This window comes from Streptomyces sp. NBC_00775, from assembly GCF_036347135.1.
GTDB classification, from domain to species: Bacteria; Actinomycetota; Actinomycetes; order Streptomycetales; family Streptomycetaceae; genus Streptomyces; species Streptomyces lutosisoli.
The window spans coordinates 3,210,316-3,227,782 of the sequence record NZ_CP108938.1; the positions used below are offsets into that span (position 1 = coordinate 3,210,316).

At 70.6% G+C, this 17,467-nt stretch carries 13 protein-coding genes; 2 read left to right on the forward strand and 11 right to left on the reverse strand.

All coding sequences use genetic code 11. From position 1 onward, the window contains the following. Positions 1-110 precede the first annotated feature (110 nt). The 4 genes from ilvN to OIC96_RS14255 form a co-directional block, all read right to left on the reverse strand. On the reverse strand, positions 111-638 hold the full coding sequence (gene ilvN, locus OIC96_RS14240) for an acetolactate synthase small subunit (protein WP_266832976.1): 528 nt from the start codon (positions 636-638) through the stop codon (positions 111-113). Positions 639-664: 26 nt separating this feature from the next. After that, a complete protein-coding gene (locus tag OIC96_RS14245) occupies positions 665-2,521 on the reverse strand; it encodes an acetolactate synthase large subunit (protein WP_330307482.1) in 1,857 nt (618 codons plus the stop codon). Positions 2,522-2,758: 237 nt separating this feature from the next. Further along, the gene (locus tag OIC96_RS14250) at positions 2,759-5,950 is read right to left on the reverse strand and encodes a putative bifunctional diguanylate cyclase/phosphodiesterase (RefSeq protein WP_406502106.1); all 3,192 of its coding nucleotides are present in this window, start codon (positions 5,948-5,950) and stop codon (positions 2,759-2,761) included. 231 nt (positions 5,951-6,181) lie between these two features. After that, positions 6,182-7,123, reverse strand: coding sequence for a 2-hydroxyacid dehydrogenase (locus tag OIC96_RS14255; RefSeq protein WP_330307480.1), 942 nt, complete (start codon positions 7,121-7,123; stop codon positions 6,182-6,184). A 75-nt stretch (positions 7,124-7,198) separates the two neighbouring features. Here OIC96_RS14255 and OIC96_RS14260 point away from each other — a divergent pair, with 75 nt between their 5' ends. Continuing rightward, positions 7,199-8,206, forward strand: a complete 1,008-nt coding sequence (locus OIC96_RS14260) for an aldo/keto reductase (protein ID WP_330307479.1) — start codon at positions 7,199-7,201, stop codon at positions 8,204-8,206. Positions 8,207-8,316: 110 nt separating this feature from the next. Continuing rightward, complete coding sequence (locus OIC96_RS14265) at positions 8,317-9,486, forward strand: PQQ-dependent sugar dehydrogenase (protein WP_330307478.1); 1,170 nt, start codon at positions 8,317-8,319, stop codon at positions 9,484-9,486. Between the two features lie 12 nt (positions 9,487-9,498). Here the strand turns inward: OIC96_RS14265 and OIC96_RS14270 are convergent, their stop codons facing one another. From OIC96_RS14270 to OIC96_RS14300, 7 genes are all read right to left on the reverse strand, one after another. Next, positions 9,499-9,777, reverse strand: a complete 279-nt coding sequence (locus tag OIC96_RS14270; protein ID WP_330307477.1) for a DUF6191 domain-containing protein — start codon at positions 9,775-9,777, stop codon at positions 9,499-9,501. A 37-nt stretch (positions 9,778-9,814) separates the two neighbouring features. Further along, positions 9,815-12,898, reverse strand: coding sequence for a helix-turn-helix transcriptional regulator (locus OIC96_RS14275; protein WP_330310297.1), 3,084 nt, complete (start codon positions 12,896-12,898; stop codon positions 9,815-9,817). A gap of 164 nt (positions 12,899-13,062) precedes the next feature. Further along, positions 13,063-13,260 carry a hypothetical protein gene (locus OIC96_RS14280; RefSeq protein WP_330307476.1) on the reverse strand — a complete coding sequence of 66 codons (198 nt, stop codon included), beginning with the start codon at positions 13,258-13,260 and terminating at the stop codon, positions 13,063-13,065. Positions 13,261-13,442: 182 nt separating this feature from the next. After that, a complete protein-coding gene (locus OIC96_RS14285) occupies positions 13,443-14,033 on the reverse strand; it encodes a hypothetical protein (protein WP_330307475.1) in 591 nt (196 codons plus the stop codon). Positions 14,034-14,068: 35 nt separating this feature from the next. Further along, positions 14,069-14,644, reverse strand: coding sequence for a GNAT family N-acetyltransferase (locus tag OIC96_RS14290; protein WP_330307474.1), 576 nt, complete (start codon positions 14,642-14,644; stop codon positions 14,069-14,071). Continuing rightward, on the reverse strand, positions 14,622-16,901 hold the full coding sequence (locus OIC96_RS14295) for an MMPL family transporter (RefSeq protein WP_330307473.1): 2,280 nt from the start codon (positions 16,899-16,901) through the stop codon (positions 14,622-14,624). Before OIC96_RS14295 ends, OIC96_RS14290 begins: the two co-directional genes overlap by 23 nt. A gap of 183 nt (positions 16,902-17,084) precedes the next feature. Continuing rightward, the gene (locus OIC96_RS14300) at positions 17,085-17,408 is read right to left on the reverse strand and encodes a hypothetical protein (RefSeq protein WP_330307472.1); all 324 of its coding nucleotides are present in this window, start codon (positions 17,406-17,408) and stop codon (positions 17,085-17,087) included. Positions 17,409-17,467 lie beyond the last annotated feature (59 nt).

Here is a 17,467-nt window from a genome sequence, read left to right on the forward strand (position 1 = left end):
TTCTCCTTGGTGTGCGGTGTTGCGTCCCACCGTACGGCGGGCGGGGGAAGGGAAGTTTTCGGGTCTCGGTATACGGGCGGTCGGCGATCACCGACCGCCCGTACCAAGGATCAGGCCGATCGGTCCAGCGCGCGCAGCGACCGGTCCGTGATCGAACGCGCCCCGCGTCCGATCGCGATCGTGCCGGACTGGACGAGCTCCTTGATGCCGAACGGCTCCAGCATCTTGAGCATGGCCTCCAGCTTGTCGCTGCCGCCGGTGGCCTCGATGGTGACGGCCTCCGGGGAGACGTCCACGGTCTTGGCGCGGAACAGCTGGACGATCTCGACGATCTGGGAGCGCGTCTCGTTGTCGGCGCGCACCTTCACCAGAACGAGTTCGCGCTGAACCGCCGAGGCCGGCTCCAGCTCGACGATCTTCAGGACGTTGACGAGCTTGTTGAGCTGCTTGGTGACCTGTTCGAGCGGGAGTGCCTCGATCACGTTCACCACGATGGTGATGCGGGAGATCTCGGGGTGCTCGGTGACACCGACCGCGAGCGAGTCGATGTTGAAGCCGCGGCGCGAGAACAGGGCGGTGATCCGGGCGAGGACACCGGGCTTGTTCTCGACCAGGACGGAGAGCGTGTGCTTGGACATGGGTCTCGTTCCTTTTCCTACGGCTCTCAGTCGTCTTCGTTGTCGCCGAAGTCGGGGCGGACGTCCCGGGCGGCCATGATCTCGTCGTTCGAGGTGCCGGCGGCGACCATCGGCCACACCATGGCGTCCTCGTGGACGATGAAGTCGATCACGACCGGGCGGTCGTTGATCGAGTTCGCCTCTTCGATGACCTTGTCGAGGTCGTCCACGGACTCGCAGCGGATCGCGTAGCAGCCCATGGCCTCCGACAGCTTCACGAAGTCGGGGACGCGGGTGCCGGCGCTCGGCTCCTTGCCGGTCGCATCCGGGCCGGAGTGCAGCACGGTGTTGGAGTAGCGCTGGTTGTAGAAGAGGGTCTGCCACTGGCGGACCATCCCGAGGGCGCCGTTGTTGATGATGGCGACCTTGATCGGGATGTTGTTCAGGGAGCAGGTGGTGAGTTCCTGATTGGTCATCTGGAAGCAGCCGTCACCGTCGATCGCCCAGACCGTACGGTCCGGCTGCCCCGCCTTGGCACCCATCGCGGCCGGGACCGCGTAGCCCATCGTTCCGGCGCCGCCGGAGTTCAGCCAGGTCGCGGGCTGCTCGTACTGGACGTAGTGCGCGGCCCACATCTGGTGCTGGCCGACGCCCGCCGCGAAGATCGTGCCCTCGGGCGCGAGCTGTCCGATGCGCTCGATGACCTGCTGCGGCGAGAGCGAGCCGTTCTCCGGCTGGTCGTAGCCGAGCGGGTAGGTCTCGCGCCAGCGGTTCAGATCGTTCCACCAGGCGGTGTAGTCGCCGGCGTGACCCTCGCTGTGCTCCTTCTGCACGGCCTGGACCAGGTCGGCGATGACCTCGCGGGCGTCACCGACGATCGGCACGTCGGCGGCGCGGTTCTTGCCGATCTCCGCCGGGTCGATGTCGGCGTGCACGATCTTGGCGAACGGGGCGAAGCTGTCCAGCTTGCCGGTGACACGGTCGTCGAAGCGGGCTCCGAGGGCGACGATCAGGTCGGCCTTCTGCAGCGCGGTGACGGCGGTGACCGCACCGTGCATGCCCGGCATTCCCACGTGCAGCGGGTGGCTGTCGGGGAATGCGCCGAGCGCCATCAGGGTGGTGGTGACGGGCGCTCCGGTGAGTTCTGCGAGGACCTTCAGCTCGGCGGTGGCCTTCGCCTTGAGGACGCCGCCGCCGACGTAGAGGACGGGCCGCTTCGCCTGGGTGATCAGCTTCGCGGCCTCGCGGATCTGCTTGGCGTGCGGCTTGGTCACCGGGCGGTAGCCGGGCAGGTCCTGCGTGGGCGGCCACTGGAAGGTGGTCTGCGCCTGGAGGGCGTCCTTGGCGATGTCGACGAGGACGGGACCCGGGCGGCCGGTGGAGGCGATGTGGAAGGCCTCCGCGATCGTCCGCGGGATGTCCTCGGCCTTGGTCACCAGGAAGTTGTGCTTGGTGATCGGCATGGTGATGCCGACGATGTCCGCCTCCTGGAAGGCGTCCGTGCCGATCGCCTTGGAGGCGACCTGGCCGGTGATCGCGACCATGGGCACGGAGTCCATGTGGGCGTCGGCGATCGGCGTCACCAGGTTGGTGGCACCCGGGCCGCTGGTGGCCATGCACACGCCGACCCTGCCGGTGGCCTGCGCGTAACCGGTGGCCGCGTGACCCGCGCCCTGCTCGTGGCGGACGAGCACGTGCCGCACGCGCTTCGAGTCCATCAGCGGGTCGTAGGCCGGGAGGATCGCACCGCCGGGAATGCCGAATACCGTGTCGGCCCCGACCTCCTCAAGCGAGCGGATGAGGGACTGCGCACCCGTGACGTGCTCGGGGGCGGACTGCTGTCCTCCGGAACGGGGCCGCGGCTGCGGATGGTGGGCCCCGGTGGCCTGCTCGGTCATCGGCATTCTCTTCTCGATGCTGAGGGTTTTTGCGAGTTTTGTGCGGTGTGCGGTTGTTGCTCGACAGGCACCTGTGCAACAAAAAACCCCTCGTGCCGTGAGGCAAGCGAGGGGAGCGCGCCGGGTGCGGTCGCTGGGTGTTCCGGGTCGGTCCGGTGGTCACCAGCTTCAGCCGACGCGCTTTCCAAGTACGAGAATTCGGGTGCGCATGGCATTGACCCTCCCCCCGGCACGCACTGACTGTCAAGTGGGTGGGACGGGAGTCTCATTATGTGAGCGGAGGGCCGTACCGCCCCCGAAAACTGCGGGCACACCACTCGTATACACCCCTGAGCCGCCGCCCGCGAACGCCGGCTCGACCGGCCCGTGCGGCACCGGATAGTGGCCGGAAGACAGCGCCCGGCGCAGCCGGTACTCATCCAGCGGCCCGGAGAACGCCATGCCCTGCCCGTGCGTGCAGCCCATCGCGCGCAGGGCGATGACCTGCTCCGGAAGGTCCACCCCGTCGGCCACGGACTGCAGCCCCAGGTCGGTGGCGATCCGCAGCAGCCCGCTGGTGATCTTGTGCAGCCGGGCGGACTCGACGACCCCCTCGACGAGACTCCGGTCGAGCTTGAGCACGTCGACGGGGAGCCTCCTGAGAGCCGTGATGGCGGCATAGCCGCTGCCGAAGCCGTCCAGGGCCACCCGGACGCCGAGCCGCCTGAGCGCGTTCAGCCGGCGCTCCAGCTCGTCCAGGGAGACCCGGGGGTCGGTGTCGGACAGCTCGACGATCAGGGCACCGGAGGGCAGCCCGTGCCGCGTCAGCAGGGCTTCCACGGAGCCGACGGGCAGCGAGCGGTCCAGCAGCCGCCGGGCGTTCATCCGGACGGCGACGGGCACGGCGACGCCCGCGGCGGCGCGCTGGGCGGCCTGCTCCACGGCTTCTTCGAGCATCCAGCGGCCCAGCTCGGCGGTCTTGTCGCTGTCCTCGGCGACCCGCAGGAACTCGGCGGGCGTGAACAGCACACCCTGAGAGGAGCGCCAGCGCGCCTTCGAGGTGACCGATGTGATCCGGCCGTTGTCGAGGGACACCACGGGCTGGTGCAGCAGCGTGAACTCGCCGTCCTGAAGGGCGGAGCGCAACCGGGTGGCCAGCTCCGCCTTCCGTACGACGTCCTGCTGCATCTGGGGCGCGTACAGCTCGACGCGTCCCTTGCCCGCCGCCTTGGCGCGGTACATGGCCAGGTCGGCGTTGCGCTGCAGCTCCCCCGCGCCGAGGCCCGGTTCGGCGAAGGCCACACCGATGGACGCGGCGACCCGGACATCGTTGCCGTCGATGGCGTACGGCTGCGAGAGCCTGACCCTGAGCCGGTCGGCGAGCTCCAGGATGTGGCGTTCCCGCGCGCTGCGGTCGCGGGTGCCGTCGCCGACGATCAGGGCCGCGAACTCGTCGCCGCCGAGGCGGGCGGCGGTGTCGCCGTGCCGCACCGAGTCCTGGAGTCTGCGGGCGGCCTGGACGAGGAGCTCGTCGCCGGCCTGGTGCCCGATCGTGTCGTTGACGGCCTTGAAGCCGTCGAGGTCGATGAAGAGAACGGCCGTGCCGCGGTCGGAGGAGCGGCGGCCGGACAGGGCCTGCTGGACGCGCTGGGTGAACAGCGCGCGGTTGGGCAGGTCGGTGAGCGGGTCGTGCTCGGCGTTGTGCTGCAACTGCGCCTGCAGGCGGACCCGTTCGGTCACGTCACGGCTGTTGAAGATGAGGCCGCCCTGGTGCCGGTTGACGGTGGACTCCACATTGAGCCAGCCGCCGTCGCCCGACCTGAAACGGCACTCGATCCGGGTGGTGGGTTCCTCGGTGTGGCTGGCGGCCAAGAAACGTCGTACTTCGTGAACTACACAGCCAAGGTCTTCGGGGTGGATGAGCGAAGCGAGCTCGTTGCCGACGAGTTCGTCGGCGTCGCGTCCGTAGACCCCGGCGGCGGCCGGGCTGACGTACCTCAGGATCCCGTTGGGCGCGGCGATCATGATGACGTCGCTGGAGCCCTGCACCAGGGAGCGGAAGTGGTTCTCCTTCTGGGCCAGCTCCTGGGTGAGGGTGATGTTGTCGAGCAGCATGATGCCCTGGCGCACGACGAGGGCGAGGACGACCAGGCCGGCGGTGATGAGCACCACGCGGTCCACGTTGCGCCCGTTGAGGACGTTGTAGAGGATCCCCAACGTGCAGACGGCGGCGGCCAGATAGGGCGTGAGCGCGGCCAGCGATCCGGCGATCGGGCGCGTGGCCGGGTACCGGATGTGGCCTCCTCCCTGCGGGAGCACGTCCGCGTGCCCCCCTTGCTGACCTTCTTGCCGTTGCACTTGCTGTCCGTGCTGCCCTTGCTGTCCGTGCGGTCTGTCTTGGTACTGGCCCTCTTGGCGCTGCCCCGGGATGTGTTCGTGCACCACGCGCGCGTGCCCGTCGTCGTCCGGCTGCCCATGCCGGGTGCCGACCCAGGGGGCGTACGCGAGGAGCAGCGAGCCGGCGAACCATCCCGCGTCGAGGAGCTGACCGGAGTGGTAGTTGTTGTGCAGGAGGGGCGAGGTGAACAGGGCGTCGCACATCACGGTCAGGGCGAGTGCCCCGATCGCCGTGTTCACCGCCGATCTGTTCACCGACGAGCGTCGGAAGTGCAGCGCGAGCACCATGCTGACGAGCGCGATGTCCAGCAGCGGGTACGCCAGCGACAGCGCGGTGTGTGCGACGCTCGGCCCGTCGAACTTCGCGGCCTGGGCGAGCGCGAGGCTCCAGGACAGCGTGAGCAGCGAGCCGCCGATCAGCCAGGCGTCCAGCGCGAGGCACACCCAACCCGCCTTGGTGACGGGCCTCTTGGCGAGCACGAGCAGTCCTACGATGGCGGGTGGCGCGAAGCACAGGAAGAACAGGTCGGCGTAGCTCGGGCTGGGCACTGGGCGGTCGAGGACGACCTCGTACCACCCCCACACCAGGTTGCCGAGCGAGGCCATGGCGGAGGAGAGCGCGAACAGCAGCCACGCGGGTCGAAAGCGGCTGCTGCGACTGCGGGCGTAGCGGAAGCAGGAGACCGCCGCGGTTCCGGCGGCGGCGCTCAGCCCGAAGTCGCCCATGATCAGCGCGAGGCTCGCGGAGCCCCAGCCGAGCGCGGAACCGAGGGCGTATCCCGCGCACACCAGGGCCAGTACGAGTTGCGAGAACAGGCTCGCCCCGCCGCCGAGTGCCGGCCGACGGGTCAGCAGCGCCCCGGGGGAGCTCACCGGGCCCACCCTGTCCGCACTCCGGGGTCCCGCTGGTCCCCGTGCCCTGGGTGCGCATGCCTCCGGCGACCGCTGTGCCTGCGGTGGTGATGGCCGCCGTGGCCACCATGGCCGCTGTGGCCGCGTCTGCGTGTGGCCGCGCGCCAGGGTCGTCGGCGGCCCCGCCGCGTCGGATCGTTGGTCCATAGGCCGTGCATCGCCCGTCGCCCCCCTCGCAGTCTGAAATGTCCGTCCCCGGCGCCGAACGGTCCGCGGCGCAGCCCCTGTCGGGACGATACACCAGTCTCGTCACTCAGGGACATAGTTCCTCTACGCTCCGTGACGACCAGGGAGGATGTCGGTACTGCCCGCATTCGGGGAACTGCGGAGGGTGCTCGAAGCGAACGGGAGGCGGACGAGGCGCGGACGGGACGCGACTCAAGCGCCGGTAGTGAGGACCACGTTGCGCAGCGGCTCCCGGTTCACGAAACGGTTCAACTGGTCCACCAGGAGCCGCTTGGCGCGCGGCAGGAACGCCGAGGTGGGCCCGCCGACATGGGGGCTGATGAGCACGCCGGGCGCGTGCCACAAGGGGTGTCCCTGGGGCAGCGGCTCGGGATCGGTGACGTCGAGCGCCGCGGTGATGCGCCCGTTCTCCAGCTCGGCGAGGAGCGCCTTGGTGTCGACGACGGGGCCGCGGGCGACGTTCACGAGGAGCGCCCCGTCCTTCATCCGGGACAGGAAATCGGCGTTCACCAGGCCACGTGTGGCGTCCGTGAGGGGCGTCGACAGGACCACTACGTCGGCTTCGGGCAGCAGAGAAGACAGTTTCGTGAGCGGATGCACTGGACCGCGCGCCGTGGTGCGCTCGGAGCGCGCGACGCGCGCCACCCGCGCGAGCTCGAAGGGCGCGAGCCGGTCCTCGATCGCGGACCCGATCGACCCGTACCCGACGATCAGTACGGTCTTGTCGGCCAGCGCCGGATAGAAGCCCGAGCGCCACTCCTCCTTGTCCTGGCCCCGTACGAAACCGGGGATGCCCCGCAGCGAGGCGAGGATCAGGGTGAGGGTGAGCTCGGCGGTGCTCGCCTCGTGCACCCCGCGGGCGTTGCACAACTGCACGCCCGGGCGCAGGAACTTGAGGCTCGGCAGGACGTGGTCGACACCGGCGGACAGGGTCTGCACGGCCCGTACCGACGTCATTTCGGACATCGGCCGCTGGGAGACGGCGGGCGGCTTCATATAGGGCACGGCGTAGAACGCGCAGTCGGCCGGATTCGCGGGAAACTGCTGGTCGCCGTCCCAGAAGTGGTAGTTCAGGCCCTCGGGGAGGCCGTCGATCTCGTCGGCGTGAAACGGAAGCCACACATCGGAAGTCATGGTCAGGAGGCTATGCGAAGCACCCGCGCGCGCAGAGGTTAGTTTGGGGTGCCAGATGAGGGAGGGTGCGGCCAAGTGGAGCGCAGGACGATCGGGGCTGCGGCGCTCGATGTGGGGGCGGTCGGGCTCGGATGCATGCCGATGAGCTGGGCGTACACGGGTTCGCGGCAGCGTGGTGAGGAGTCGCTCCGCGCGGTGCACACGGCACTCGACCGGGGTTCGACGCTGCTCGACACGGCCGACATGTACGGCCCCTTCACCAACGAGCTGCTGGTGGGGCGGGTGCTCAAGGAGCGGCGCTCCGAGGCCTTCGTGTCGACCAAGGTCGGCCTGCTGGTGGGCGAGCAGCACATCGTGGCCAATGGGCGCCCCGGCTATGTGAAGCGGGCGTGCGACGCGTCGCTGCGGCGCCTCCAGACGGACGTGATCGACCTCTATCAGCTGCACCGCGCGGACCCGGAGGTTCCGGTCGAGGAGACCTGGGGCGCGATGGCCGACCTCGTGTCGGCCGGAAAAGTGCGGTCGCTCGGACTGTGCGCGGTGGGCGCCCGGTCCGCCCGCCGTTCAGGGGCCCGGCTGCACGACGGAACGATCCGGCAACTGGAGCGGGTGCAACAGGTCTTCCCGGTGAGCGCCGTGGAGGCGGAGCTGTCGGTGTGGTCGACGGAGGCGCTGGACGCGCTGCTGCCGTGGTGCGCGGCGCGCGGGGTCGGTTTCCTGGCCGCGATGCCGCTCGGCAACGGCTTCCTGACCGGCACGCTGACCCCCGGCGAGGGCTTCGAACCCGACGACGTGCGCGCCCGCCACCCTCGCTTCACGGCCGAGATGATGGCCGCGAACCAGCCCCTGGTCGTAGGGCTGCGGCGCATCGCCCGGCGGCACGGGGACCACGAGAACGCGGTCACGCCCGCGCAGGTGGCGCTGGCATGGGTCCTGGCGCAGGGTCCGCACGTGGTCCCGGTGCCGGGGGCCAAGCGGGAGCGCTGGGTCACGGAGAACGCGGGCGCGGCCGGGCTGCGGCTGACGGCGGAGGACCTCGCGGAGGTGGCGGGGCTGCCGGGGGCACGGGGATCCTGGGACTGAGAAGGGTCCTGAGGCTGTACGGGGATTTGCGGATTGCTTGTCGGTGATCGGGAACCCGCGGATCGCGAGCGGTGTATGAACAGTAGGACCGCCGCGTCGAAGGGACCTTGATGGTGCAACGTCGAGCAGTGACAGCCGTGTTGGCCGCGGCCGCGCTCCTGGTGACGGCCGGATGTTCCTCCGGCGACGGGGGAACGTCGGGCGGCGGGAGCGCGTTCCCGAACGCCGGGAGTACGGAGCCGGGGTCGCCCTCCTCCCAGCAGTCCGCGGAGGAGACACCGCCCGCCAAGGGCTCGGTGAAGGTCCTGCGCACCGTCACCGAGGACCTCGACACCCCTTGGGGCCTCGCGCCGCTGCCCGAGGGCGGACTGCTGGTGTCCTCGCGGGACAAGGGGACGATCACCCGGGTGGACGAGAAGACCGGCAAGAAGACAGTGATGGGCGAGGTGCCCGGGGTGGCGCCCGCGGGAGAGGGCGGCCTCCTGGGCATCGCGCTCTCCCCGGACTACGCCTCGGATCACATGATCTACGCCTACTTCACGACGGCCTCGGACAACCGCATCGTCCGCATGCTGTACGACGACAAGAAGCCGTCCGGCGAGCAGCTGGGCGCACCGGACACGATCTTCAAGGGCATCCCCAAGGGGATGATCCACAACGGCGGCCGGATCGCGTTCGGCCCGGACAAGATGCTGTACGCGGGTGCGGGTGAGACCGGTGACCGTGAGCTGGCCCAGGACAAGAAGGCGCTGGGCGGCAAGATCCTGCGGATGACACCGGACGGCGAGCCGGCGCCGGGCAATCCCTTCGGCGACTCGGTGGTCTATTCGTACGGGCATCGCAATGTCCAGGGCCTCGCCTGGGACGACAAACAGCGCCTGTGGGCCTCCGAGTTCGGCCAGGACACCTGGGACGAGCTCAACCAGATCAAGCCGGGTGACAACTACGGCTGGCCGGTGGTCGAGGGCAAGAGCGACAACCCCAAGTACCACAACCCGATCGCCCAGTGGCCCACCGACGAGGCCTCCCCCAGTGGCATCGCCTACGCCGAGGGCTCCATATGGATGGCCGGCCTCAAGGGGGAACGCCTGTGGCGCATCCCCCTGAACGGCACGAAGGCCTCCGCCGCCCCCGAGGCCTTCTTGAAGGGCAAGTACGGCCGCCTGCGCACGGTCGTCTCGGCGGGCGGAGACAAGCTCTGGCTGACGACGAGCGAGACGGACGGCCGCGGGAGCCCGGGGAAGGGGGACGACAGGATTCTGGAGGTGGAGGTGAAGTAGGCGCGCGGAGCCTCAGGACGCGTCGGGCCCGGACTTGGGCTCACGCGCGGACTTCGGTTCACGCCCGGACTTGGGCTCGCGCTCGGACTTGGGTTCCTCGGCCGTGCCCGCCCGCTCCTGCCCGGGCTCCGGCTTCGGCAGTCGTACGACCACCTTGCCCGAGGACAGGTCTATGGGGCCGCGGCCCGGGTCGGCGTCGTTCAGGTCCACTCGGGTCAGTTCCAGGCGTTTGCGTTCGTCGTTCGTGTGCTTGCGGCCTGGTGCGAAGAGCTCCTCGAACATGTTGAACACGGCGCCTCCTCGGCCCGGATCCTTTACAGCGTAGGCGTCAGCCCGCCGCCTGGGCAGCGCGGGTCTCCGGTGGGAACAGCCGCAGCCGATGCGCCAGGGCCGCCGCCTCCCCCCGTCCTGAGACGTCCAGCTTGGCCAGAATGTTCGAGACGTGGACGCTGGCCGTCTTAGGGGAGATGAAAAGTTCCTCCGCGATCTGGCGGTTGCTGCGGCCGGCGGCGACAAGGCGGAGGACATCGCGCTCGCGGCTGGTGAGGCCGAGCGCCGCCGCCGGGTCGACGGGGGCGAGGGCGGACGCTTCGCGGGTGTGGGTCAGGACCAGGCGGGCCCGCTGGGCGAGCAGCGCGACGGCGTCGGCGAGCGGGCGCGCGCCGAGGTGGTCGGCGGTCGCCCGGGCCAGCCGGAGGAGTTCCGTGGCGCGGTCGCGGTCGTCGTCGTCCGTGCCCGAGGTCAGCAGAGCCTCGGCGAGACGGTGGCGGACACGGGCGAGGTCGTAGGGGCGCTCCAGAGGTTCGAAGGCGGTGACCGCCTCGGACCAGTCGTGCGGCGTGGTCACGCCCTCGGCGCGCTGGAGTTCGGCGCGCACCCACTGCGCGTACGCGAGCCAGACCGGCGCGCCGGTGGCCAGTGACTTGGCGGCGGCGCGGATGTGTTCGACGTTCTCGGCGCGGGCCGCTTCGGCGACGGGCAGCCCGCGGGCGTCGGCCTCGGCGGTGGCGGCGGCGCGCAGCAGGGGCCAGGCGTAGCGCTGGGTGCCGGGCGCGAATCCCATGTCCAGGGCTTGCCGCAGCTCGGCGCGGGCGTCGAGGAGGCGGCCCTCGCCGGCGGCTATCCCGATCGCTGTGCACATCAGCGGCAGGGAGTGCTGGGGCATGGAGTCGTGGGTGCCGAAGTGGCCGCGGGCGGCGGCCAGTTGGCGTCCGGCCTCGGGGAGGTCACCGAAGGCGAGGGCGAGGCGCGCCAGCCGGGAGGCGCCGAGGCCGGACGCCTTGCCGCTGAGTCCGATGGCCAGCGTGTTCCGTGCGGCCTCAAGGGCCTCGTCCCACTGGCCGAGTGTGTAGAGCGACTCGGAGAGGTTGCCCCAGACCCAGGCCTGGGTGTCCAGCAGGCCGTTCCTGCGGGAGAGTTCGACGCCCTCCCGCAGGACCGTGACGGCCTCGCGGGAGCGGCCGACCGATTCCAGGTTGGACGGGAGGTTGATGTGCGCGCGGCCGGCGACATAGGAGGCGCCGGACTGGTTCACCTGCTCCTTGACCTCGTACATCTGCGCGAGTCCCGCCTCGATGTCCCCCGCGTCGACCATGAGGCCGCCGAGCGTGAGCCGGGCGTTCAGCTCGGTGTCGCGGGCGCCCACCATGCGCGCGTACTCCACGGCGCGCTCGGCGGCGGAGAGGGCGCCGGGGCCCGGTTCGTGCAGCATGCACCAGGAGGCGACCATGGACAGCACCTCGGCGTGCACCTCGGACGGCGGGAGGCCGCGCACCAGGTCCTGGGCGGTGGCGAGTTCCTTCCAGCCGTCGCCGCGCACCAGCGACTGGGTCAGCCGGGAACGCTGGAGCCAGAACCAGGCGGCGCGCAGCGGGTCGCCCTCGTCCTCCAGGAGGCGCCCCGCCTTCTTGGTGATCTTCAGGGCGCGCTCGCGCTCCCCGCACAGGCGGCCGGCGACGGCGGCCTCGGCCATCAGGTCGAGATAGCGCAGGGGGGTGGTGGCGGGGTCGCAGCCGCAGGGCGGATAGACCTCCACGTAGTCGATGGGGCGCAGTGCGGCCCGTACGGCGTCGGGGGCGATGTCCCACAGCTCCATCGCCCGCTCCAGGAGCCGCAGTTGCTCGGAGTGGGCGTGCCGGCGGCGGGCCTCGACGGAGGCGTCGAGGACGGCGGGCAGGGCCTTGGCGGCGTCGTGGGCGTGGTACCAGTAGCTGGCGAGGCGGGTGGTCCGCTCGTCGGCCGGTACGAGTGTCGGGTCGGCCTCCAGGGCCTCGGCGTAGCGGCGGTTGAAGCGGGAGCGCTCGCCAGGCAGCAGATCGTCGCTGACGGCTTCGCGGACCAGGGAGTGGCGGAAGCGGTAGCCGTCGCCGCCGGGCGAGGCGAGCAGGATGTTGGCGCCGACGGCGGCCCGCAGCGCCTCGATCAGGTCGTCCTCGGCGAGCCGGGCCACGGCGGCCAGCAGCCGGTACTCGACGGTGGAGCCGCCCTCGGCGACGATCCGGGCGACGCGCTGGGCGCTCTCGGGCAGGCCTTCGACTCGTACGAGGAGGAGGTCGCGCAGGGTGTCCGTGAGTCCCGTACGACAGCCTTCGTGGGCGGCGACGGCGAGTTCCTCGACGAAGAAGGCGTTGCCGTCGGAGCGGGCGAAGATCTCGTCGACCTGGGCCGGGTCGGGTTCGTGGGCGAGGATTCCGGCGATCTGGCGGCCGACCTCGGCGCGGCTGAAGCGACCGAGTTCGATGCGGCGGACCGTGCGGAGGCGGTCGAGCTCGGCGAGGAGGGGCCGCAGCGGGTGGCGGCGGTGGATGTCGTCGGCGCGGTAACTGGCGACGACGACCAGGCGGCCGGTGCGCAGCGTGCGGAAGAGGTAGGCGAGCAGGTGGCGGGTGGAGGCGTCGGCCCAGTGCAGGTCTTCGAGGGCGACGACGACCGTGCGGTCCGCGGCGACGCGCTCCAGGAGACGGGCGGTGAGTTCGAAGAGGCGGGCCATGCCCTGCTCGTCGTACCGCTGTCCCCGGGGTGTCTCGCCCAGCTCGGGCAGCAGCCGGGCCAGCTCCTCCTCCTGGCCGGCGGCCGCGGCGGCGAATTCGTCGGGGAGGATGCGGCGCAGGGCGCGCAGGGCGGTGGAGAACGGTGCGAAGGGAAGCCCGTCGGCGCCGATCTCGACGCAGCCGCCGGACACGACGACGGCGCCCTCGCGGGCGGCCGCGGCGGCGAACTCCTCCAGCAGGCGGGTCTTTCCGACCCCGGCCTCGCCGCCGAGCAGCAACGCCTGGGGTTCTCCCGCAGCGGTCGACGCCGGCGGGGCATCCCCGCCGGCGGCGCGCGCGAGCGCTTCGTTCAACACCCCCAATTCGTCGGTGCGTCCGACGAACACCGGGCTGACGGACCTGGTCTCCACAGGCCCGAGCATCGCACAGGGGTCCGGCAGTGCGGCACCGGTTATCGGGAAGGCGGCCGTTGTTCCGGCCTGGCGGCCTTCGTGTTCCAGGAGGCGGCCGACCCCCGTACGGCCGCGCTCCACTGCCACGGGAGGACGGCCGCCGGTGGCGCGGCTGTCCTCCCGTGCCCCGCCGCTCATGCGGCGCGGGCGAACCGGTGCCGGCGGGGACGGCCGCTATGCGACTGCCCCTCCGTGTCGTTCTGCCCGGACTCACGCGCGGCGGCGCGGCGGGCGGCACGGCGGCCGCGGAGGGCCTCCTGCGCCAGTCGGTGGTTCTGGGCCTCGCGGATCAGCTCGGCGGATCGGATCTGGTGAAGCTCGTACTCGAACATCTCGTGCCCCTCGTGAAGAGTCGGTTTCGGCCTCGCTCGTTTGCGATGCCTCAACTCTCTTCTCCCAGGGGGGTGCGCCACATCGGGAGAGTTCCGCATCTTGCGCATGCGAAGGGCCTTAGGGCCGGCGTAAGTGTCCTACGCCGGCCCTAAGGCCCCTCAGAAACCCGGGCAGCAGGTGCTCAGGTGGACGGCATGGACATAAGGACGTCGGTGTACTTGAGGACGGCCAGCAGCAGACCGATGATCCCGAGCGAGACACCCGCCCAGGCGACGGACTTGATCCACGGGGCCTGCACCCGGTCGGGGTTCCCGAATGCCGGGCGGGCCAGCACGACGACAGCGACGATCAGGGCCGTCAGCGCGAAAAGGCCGGCGACGAACGCGTTGACGTTCCACGAGTCGGCGTAGACCTGCTTGATCTGCGTGGAGACGGAGGCGGTCGACGCGGTCTCCAGCTGCCCGTACAGCGAGTCGCGGGCCTGCCCGACGGTGCCGAGCCAGCTGCCGGTCAGCGAGACCAGGCCCAGGGCGGCGGAGACGACCGCGGCGGCACCCTGGCCGACTCCCGCGGAGGTCTTGTCGGCGATCGCCTCGGGCTGGTCATCCCCGTCCTCGTCGTCGTCCGGAGCGCCGGCCGAGGCGTCCGCTTCGGTCTCCGTCGCCTCGTCGGTCTTGGTGACGTCGGTCTTGGTGACGTCCACCGTCTCCTGGTCGCTCTTCGCCTCGGTGCCGGTCTCGACCCCGGCCTCGTCAACAGTCTTGGTTCCCATACCCCGCACGGTACGGACGCTCTCTGAGAGGTCCCTTAATGATCGTTGTGAGCGGCACGCGCGCGTGCCTCACGCCATTCGGGGGCGAGGAGGGACCACACCTCAAGATCGTGCCGTACGCCCCGGTAGGGGTGGCTTTCCCGGCGCACCCCGTCCCGGCTCATGCCCAGCCGGCGTGCCACGTTCAGGCTCGGCTGGTTCCCGGAGGCGGCGATCCACTCGATCCGGTGGATCCCGCGCTCCTCGAAGGCCCAGTCGAGGAGCACCCGCATCGCACGGGTGACGAGCCCGCGCCCGGTGCCGTCGGGTTCCAGCCAGCACCCGACCTCGCTGTTGCCGCGCTCCGCGTCGAAGTTCAGGAAGAGCACCCCGCCCACGAGCTTCCCGTCCAGCCACAGACCGTGCAGGGATCCGGTGTCGGCGGCGCGCATGTCGGCGTACCTCTGGAGCAGGACCCGCGTGGACGCGATGTCCGTCGCCTTGGACCCGAAGGGGATGAACTGGCTGATGAACTCCCTGCCCCGGTCCAGATGCGCCAGGAACTCCTCGGCGTGCCACGGCTCCAGGGGCCGCAGTTCCGCTCCGTCGTCACCCAGAGATATCGCGTACATCCCGCTGCCGCTCCTTCTCCAGTACGTCCGCCACCTCGGCGTCCGTCACCGCGGCCAGCCTCTCATGGGCGGCGCGGCATTCGGGCGGCTCGATGCTGATGCGCGGCAGCCGCTGGTCGAGCCAGCGGGGCAGCCACCAGTTGGCGCCGCCCAGCAGGTGCATGAGGGCGGGCACCAGGAGCGTACGCAGGACGAAGGCGTCGAGGGCGACGGCGGAGGCGAGGGCGATGCCGAACATCGCGATGACGCGGTCGCCGCTGAGCACGAAGGCGAGGAAGACCGAGATCATGATGACGGCGGCGGAGTTGATCACACGGCCGGTCTCGGCGAGGCCGACCCGGACGGCGCGCCGGTTGTCGCCGGTTTCCAGCCATTCCTCGTACATCCGGCTGACCAGGAAGACCTGGTAGTCCATGGAGAGCCCGAAGAGGACCGACACCATGATCACGGGCAGGAAGGGTTCGATCGGGCCCGCGCGGCCGAGGCCGAGCAGTTCGCTGCCCCAGCCCCACTGGAAGATCGCGACGACGACTCCGAAGGCGGCGGCCACGGCGGCGATGTTCATCACGGCGGCCTTCAGGGGGATGCCGATCGAACGGAAGGCCAGCAGCAGGAGGACGCAGCCGAGGCCGATCACGACGCCCACGAAGAGCGGGAGTTTGCCGACGATGACGTCCGCGAAGTCGTCATAGCTGGCCGTCACACCGCCGACGTGCACATCGAGCGCGGTGTCCGCCTCGGCGCGCGGCAGGACGTCGGCCCGCAGCCTGCCCACGAGATCGCTGGTCTTCTGGGACTGCGGCGCAGACTCCGGGACGACGATGAGGTAGGCGGTGTCACCACCGGTGTTGTACGTCACCGGGGTCACCGACGCGACGCCCCTGGTCGCCCGGAGCGTGGCGTCCAGGTTGTCGAGCGCGAGCTTGTCCTCGGCGCCGTCGACCTTCGTGACGAGGGTGAGGGGGCCGTTCACGCCGGCACCGAAGCCTCCCCCAGTCTCGGCTTCGCTCGACCGGGAGGTGCCCCCAGCCACCAGGTCGTACGCCGCTCGCGTGGTCGTCGACTTCGGGTCGTTGCCCTGGTCGGAGGTGCCGAGGTGGAGCGAGAGCGTGGGCAGCGCGAGCAGCGCCATGACGACGACGGCGACCGCGCCCAGCAGCTTGGGGTGCCGTTCCACGAAGACGGACCAGCGGGCGGCGAACCCGGTCGGGAGCTCCGGTTCGGGCCCGTGCTCGTAGAGCCTGCGCCGCTCGCGGCGGCTCAACGCGCGTGGACCGATGAAGGAGAGCAGCGCGGGCAGCAGCGTCACGGAGGCCGCGACGGTGAGGACGACGGTCAAGGAGGCGGCGATCGCCACGCCGTTCAGGAAGCCGAGCCGCAGGATGAGCATGCCGAGCAGGGCGATGCAGACGGTGGCGCCCGCGAAGACGACCGCGCGCCCTGTGGTGGCGACGGCGTTCCGCGCGGCCTCGGCCACCGGGAGACCTCGTTTCAGCCCGCGCCGGTGCCGGGTCACGATGAACAGCGCGTAGTCGATGCCGACGCCGAGTCCGATCAGCATGCCGAGCATGGGCGCGAAGTCGGCGACGGTCATGGCGTGTCCGAGGAGCACGATTCCGGCGTACGCCGTGCCGACGCCGACCAGGGCGGTGGCGATGGGCAGCAGGGAGGCGGCGAGCGAGCCGAAGGCGAGGAAGAGGACGACGGCGGCGACGACCACGCCGACGATCTCGGAGAGGTGCCCGCCCGACGACCCGGTGAGCCCTATCGCGCTGCCGCCCAGCTCCACTTGGAGCCCTTTGGTCTCGGCTGCCTTCGCGGTGTCAACGACGGCCTGCGCGTCGCCCTTGTCGATGTTCTCGGCCTGGTCGTGGAAGGTGACGGTGGCGTAGGCCGTACCTCCGTCGGCGCTGATCTGGCCCGAGCCCTGGCCCTCGTAGGGGCTGACGACGGAGGCCACGCCGGGCAGGGTCGAGATCTTGTCCAGGGTCCGGGTCATGGTCTGTTCGACGTCCGAGGAGCGCACGGTGCCGGGGCTGGTGTGCCAGACGACGGTGTCGCTGTCGCCGCCGAGGCCCGGGAAGCCGTCCCGCAGGAGCTGGGTGGCGCGGCCCGACTCGGTGCCGGGGGCTTCGTAGTCGTTCGAGTACGCGGAGCCCGTGACGGCAGCGGCGGAGGTGACACCGCCGAGGGCGAGAAGCCAGAGCAGAACGACGACGAGGCGGTGCTGCACACACCAACGTGCGAGGGCTGCCACGGACGAGCTCCCTGGGCGTTTTGTGGATCTTTATCGGGAATCGCCCGCAAAGAACGCATGACTTATGCGCCATCACTCTTACAGCCGGAAGTGATCGTTTGCCTCATTCATGGGCTTATTCACATGAGTGCGACCCAACTCACAGGACATTCCCGTGAACTCTGTCGCCCCGCGCGGTATCGCTCAGTCGAACTGGTCGCCCATCGCCATGACCATCACTCCGGCGACCATCAGCCACAGGGCCCGCCTGGTGCGCCCCCGGGACCCGAGCACCGACGCTCCGGCGCACAGGGCGGCCCCCGAGGCGTAGGAGACGGGTATGAGCGCGGTCAGGGAACCGGTGGAGCGCAGCGCCGACGCCGCGAGGCCGACGACGGCCAGCAGCGCTCCCGTCCCGACCGCCGTCCAGCGGGCCCGCCGGGCCTCCTGCGCCGGATCCTCCACGTCATGCGTCTCAAAGTCCTGCGTTGCGGCGTCGCGCGTCTTGGAGTCTGTGCTTCCACCCATGGCGCGGGAGCGTAGCGCGTACTCCTGTGCGGCTGTTGACGCACCTAGGGGGATACATC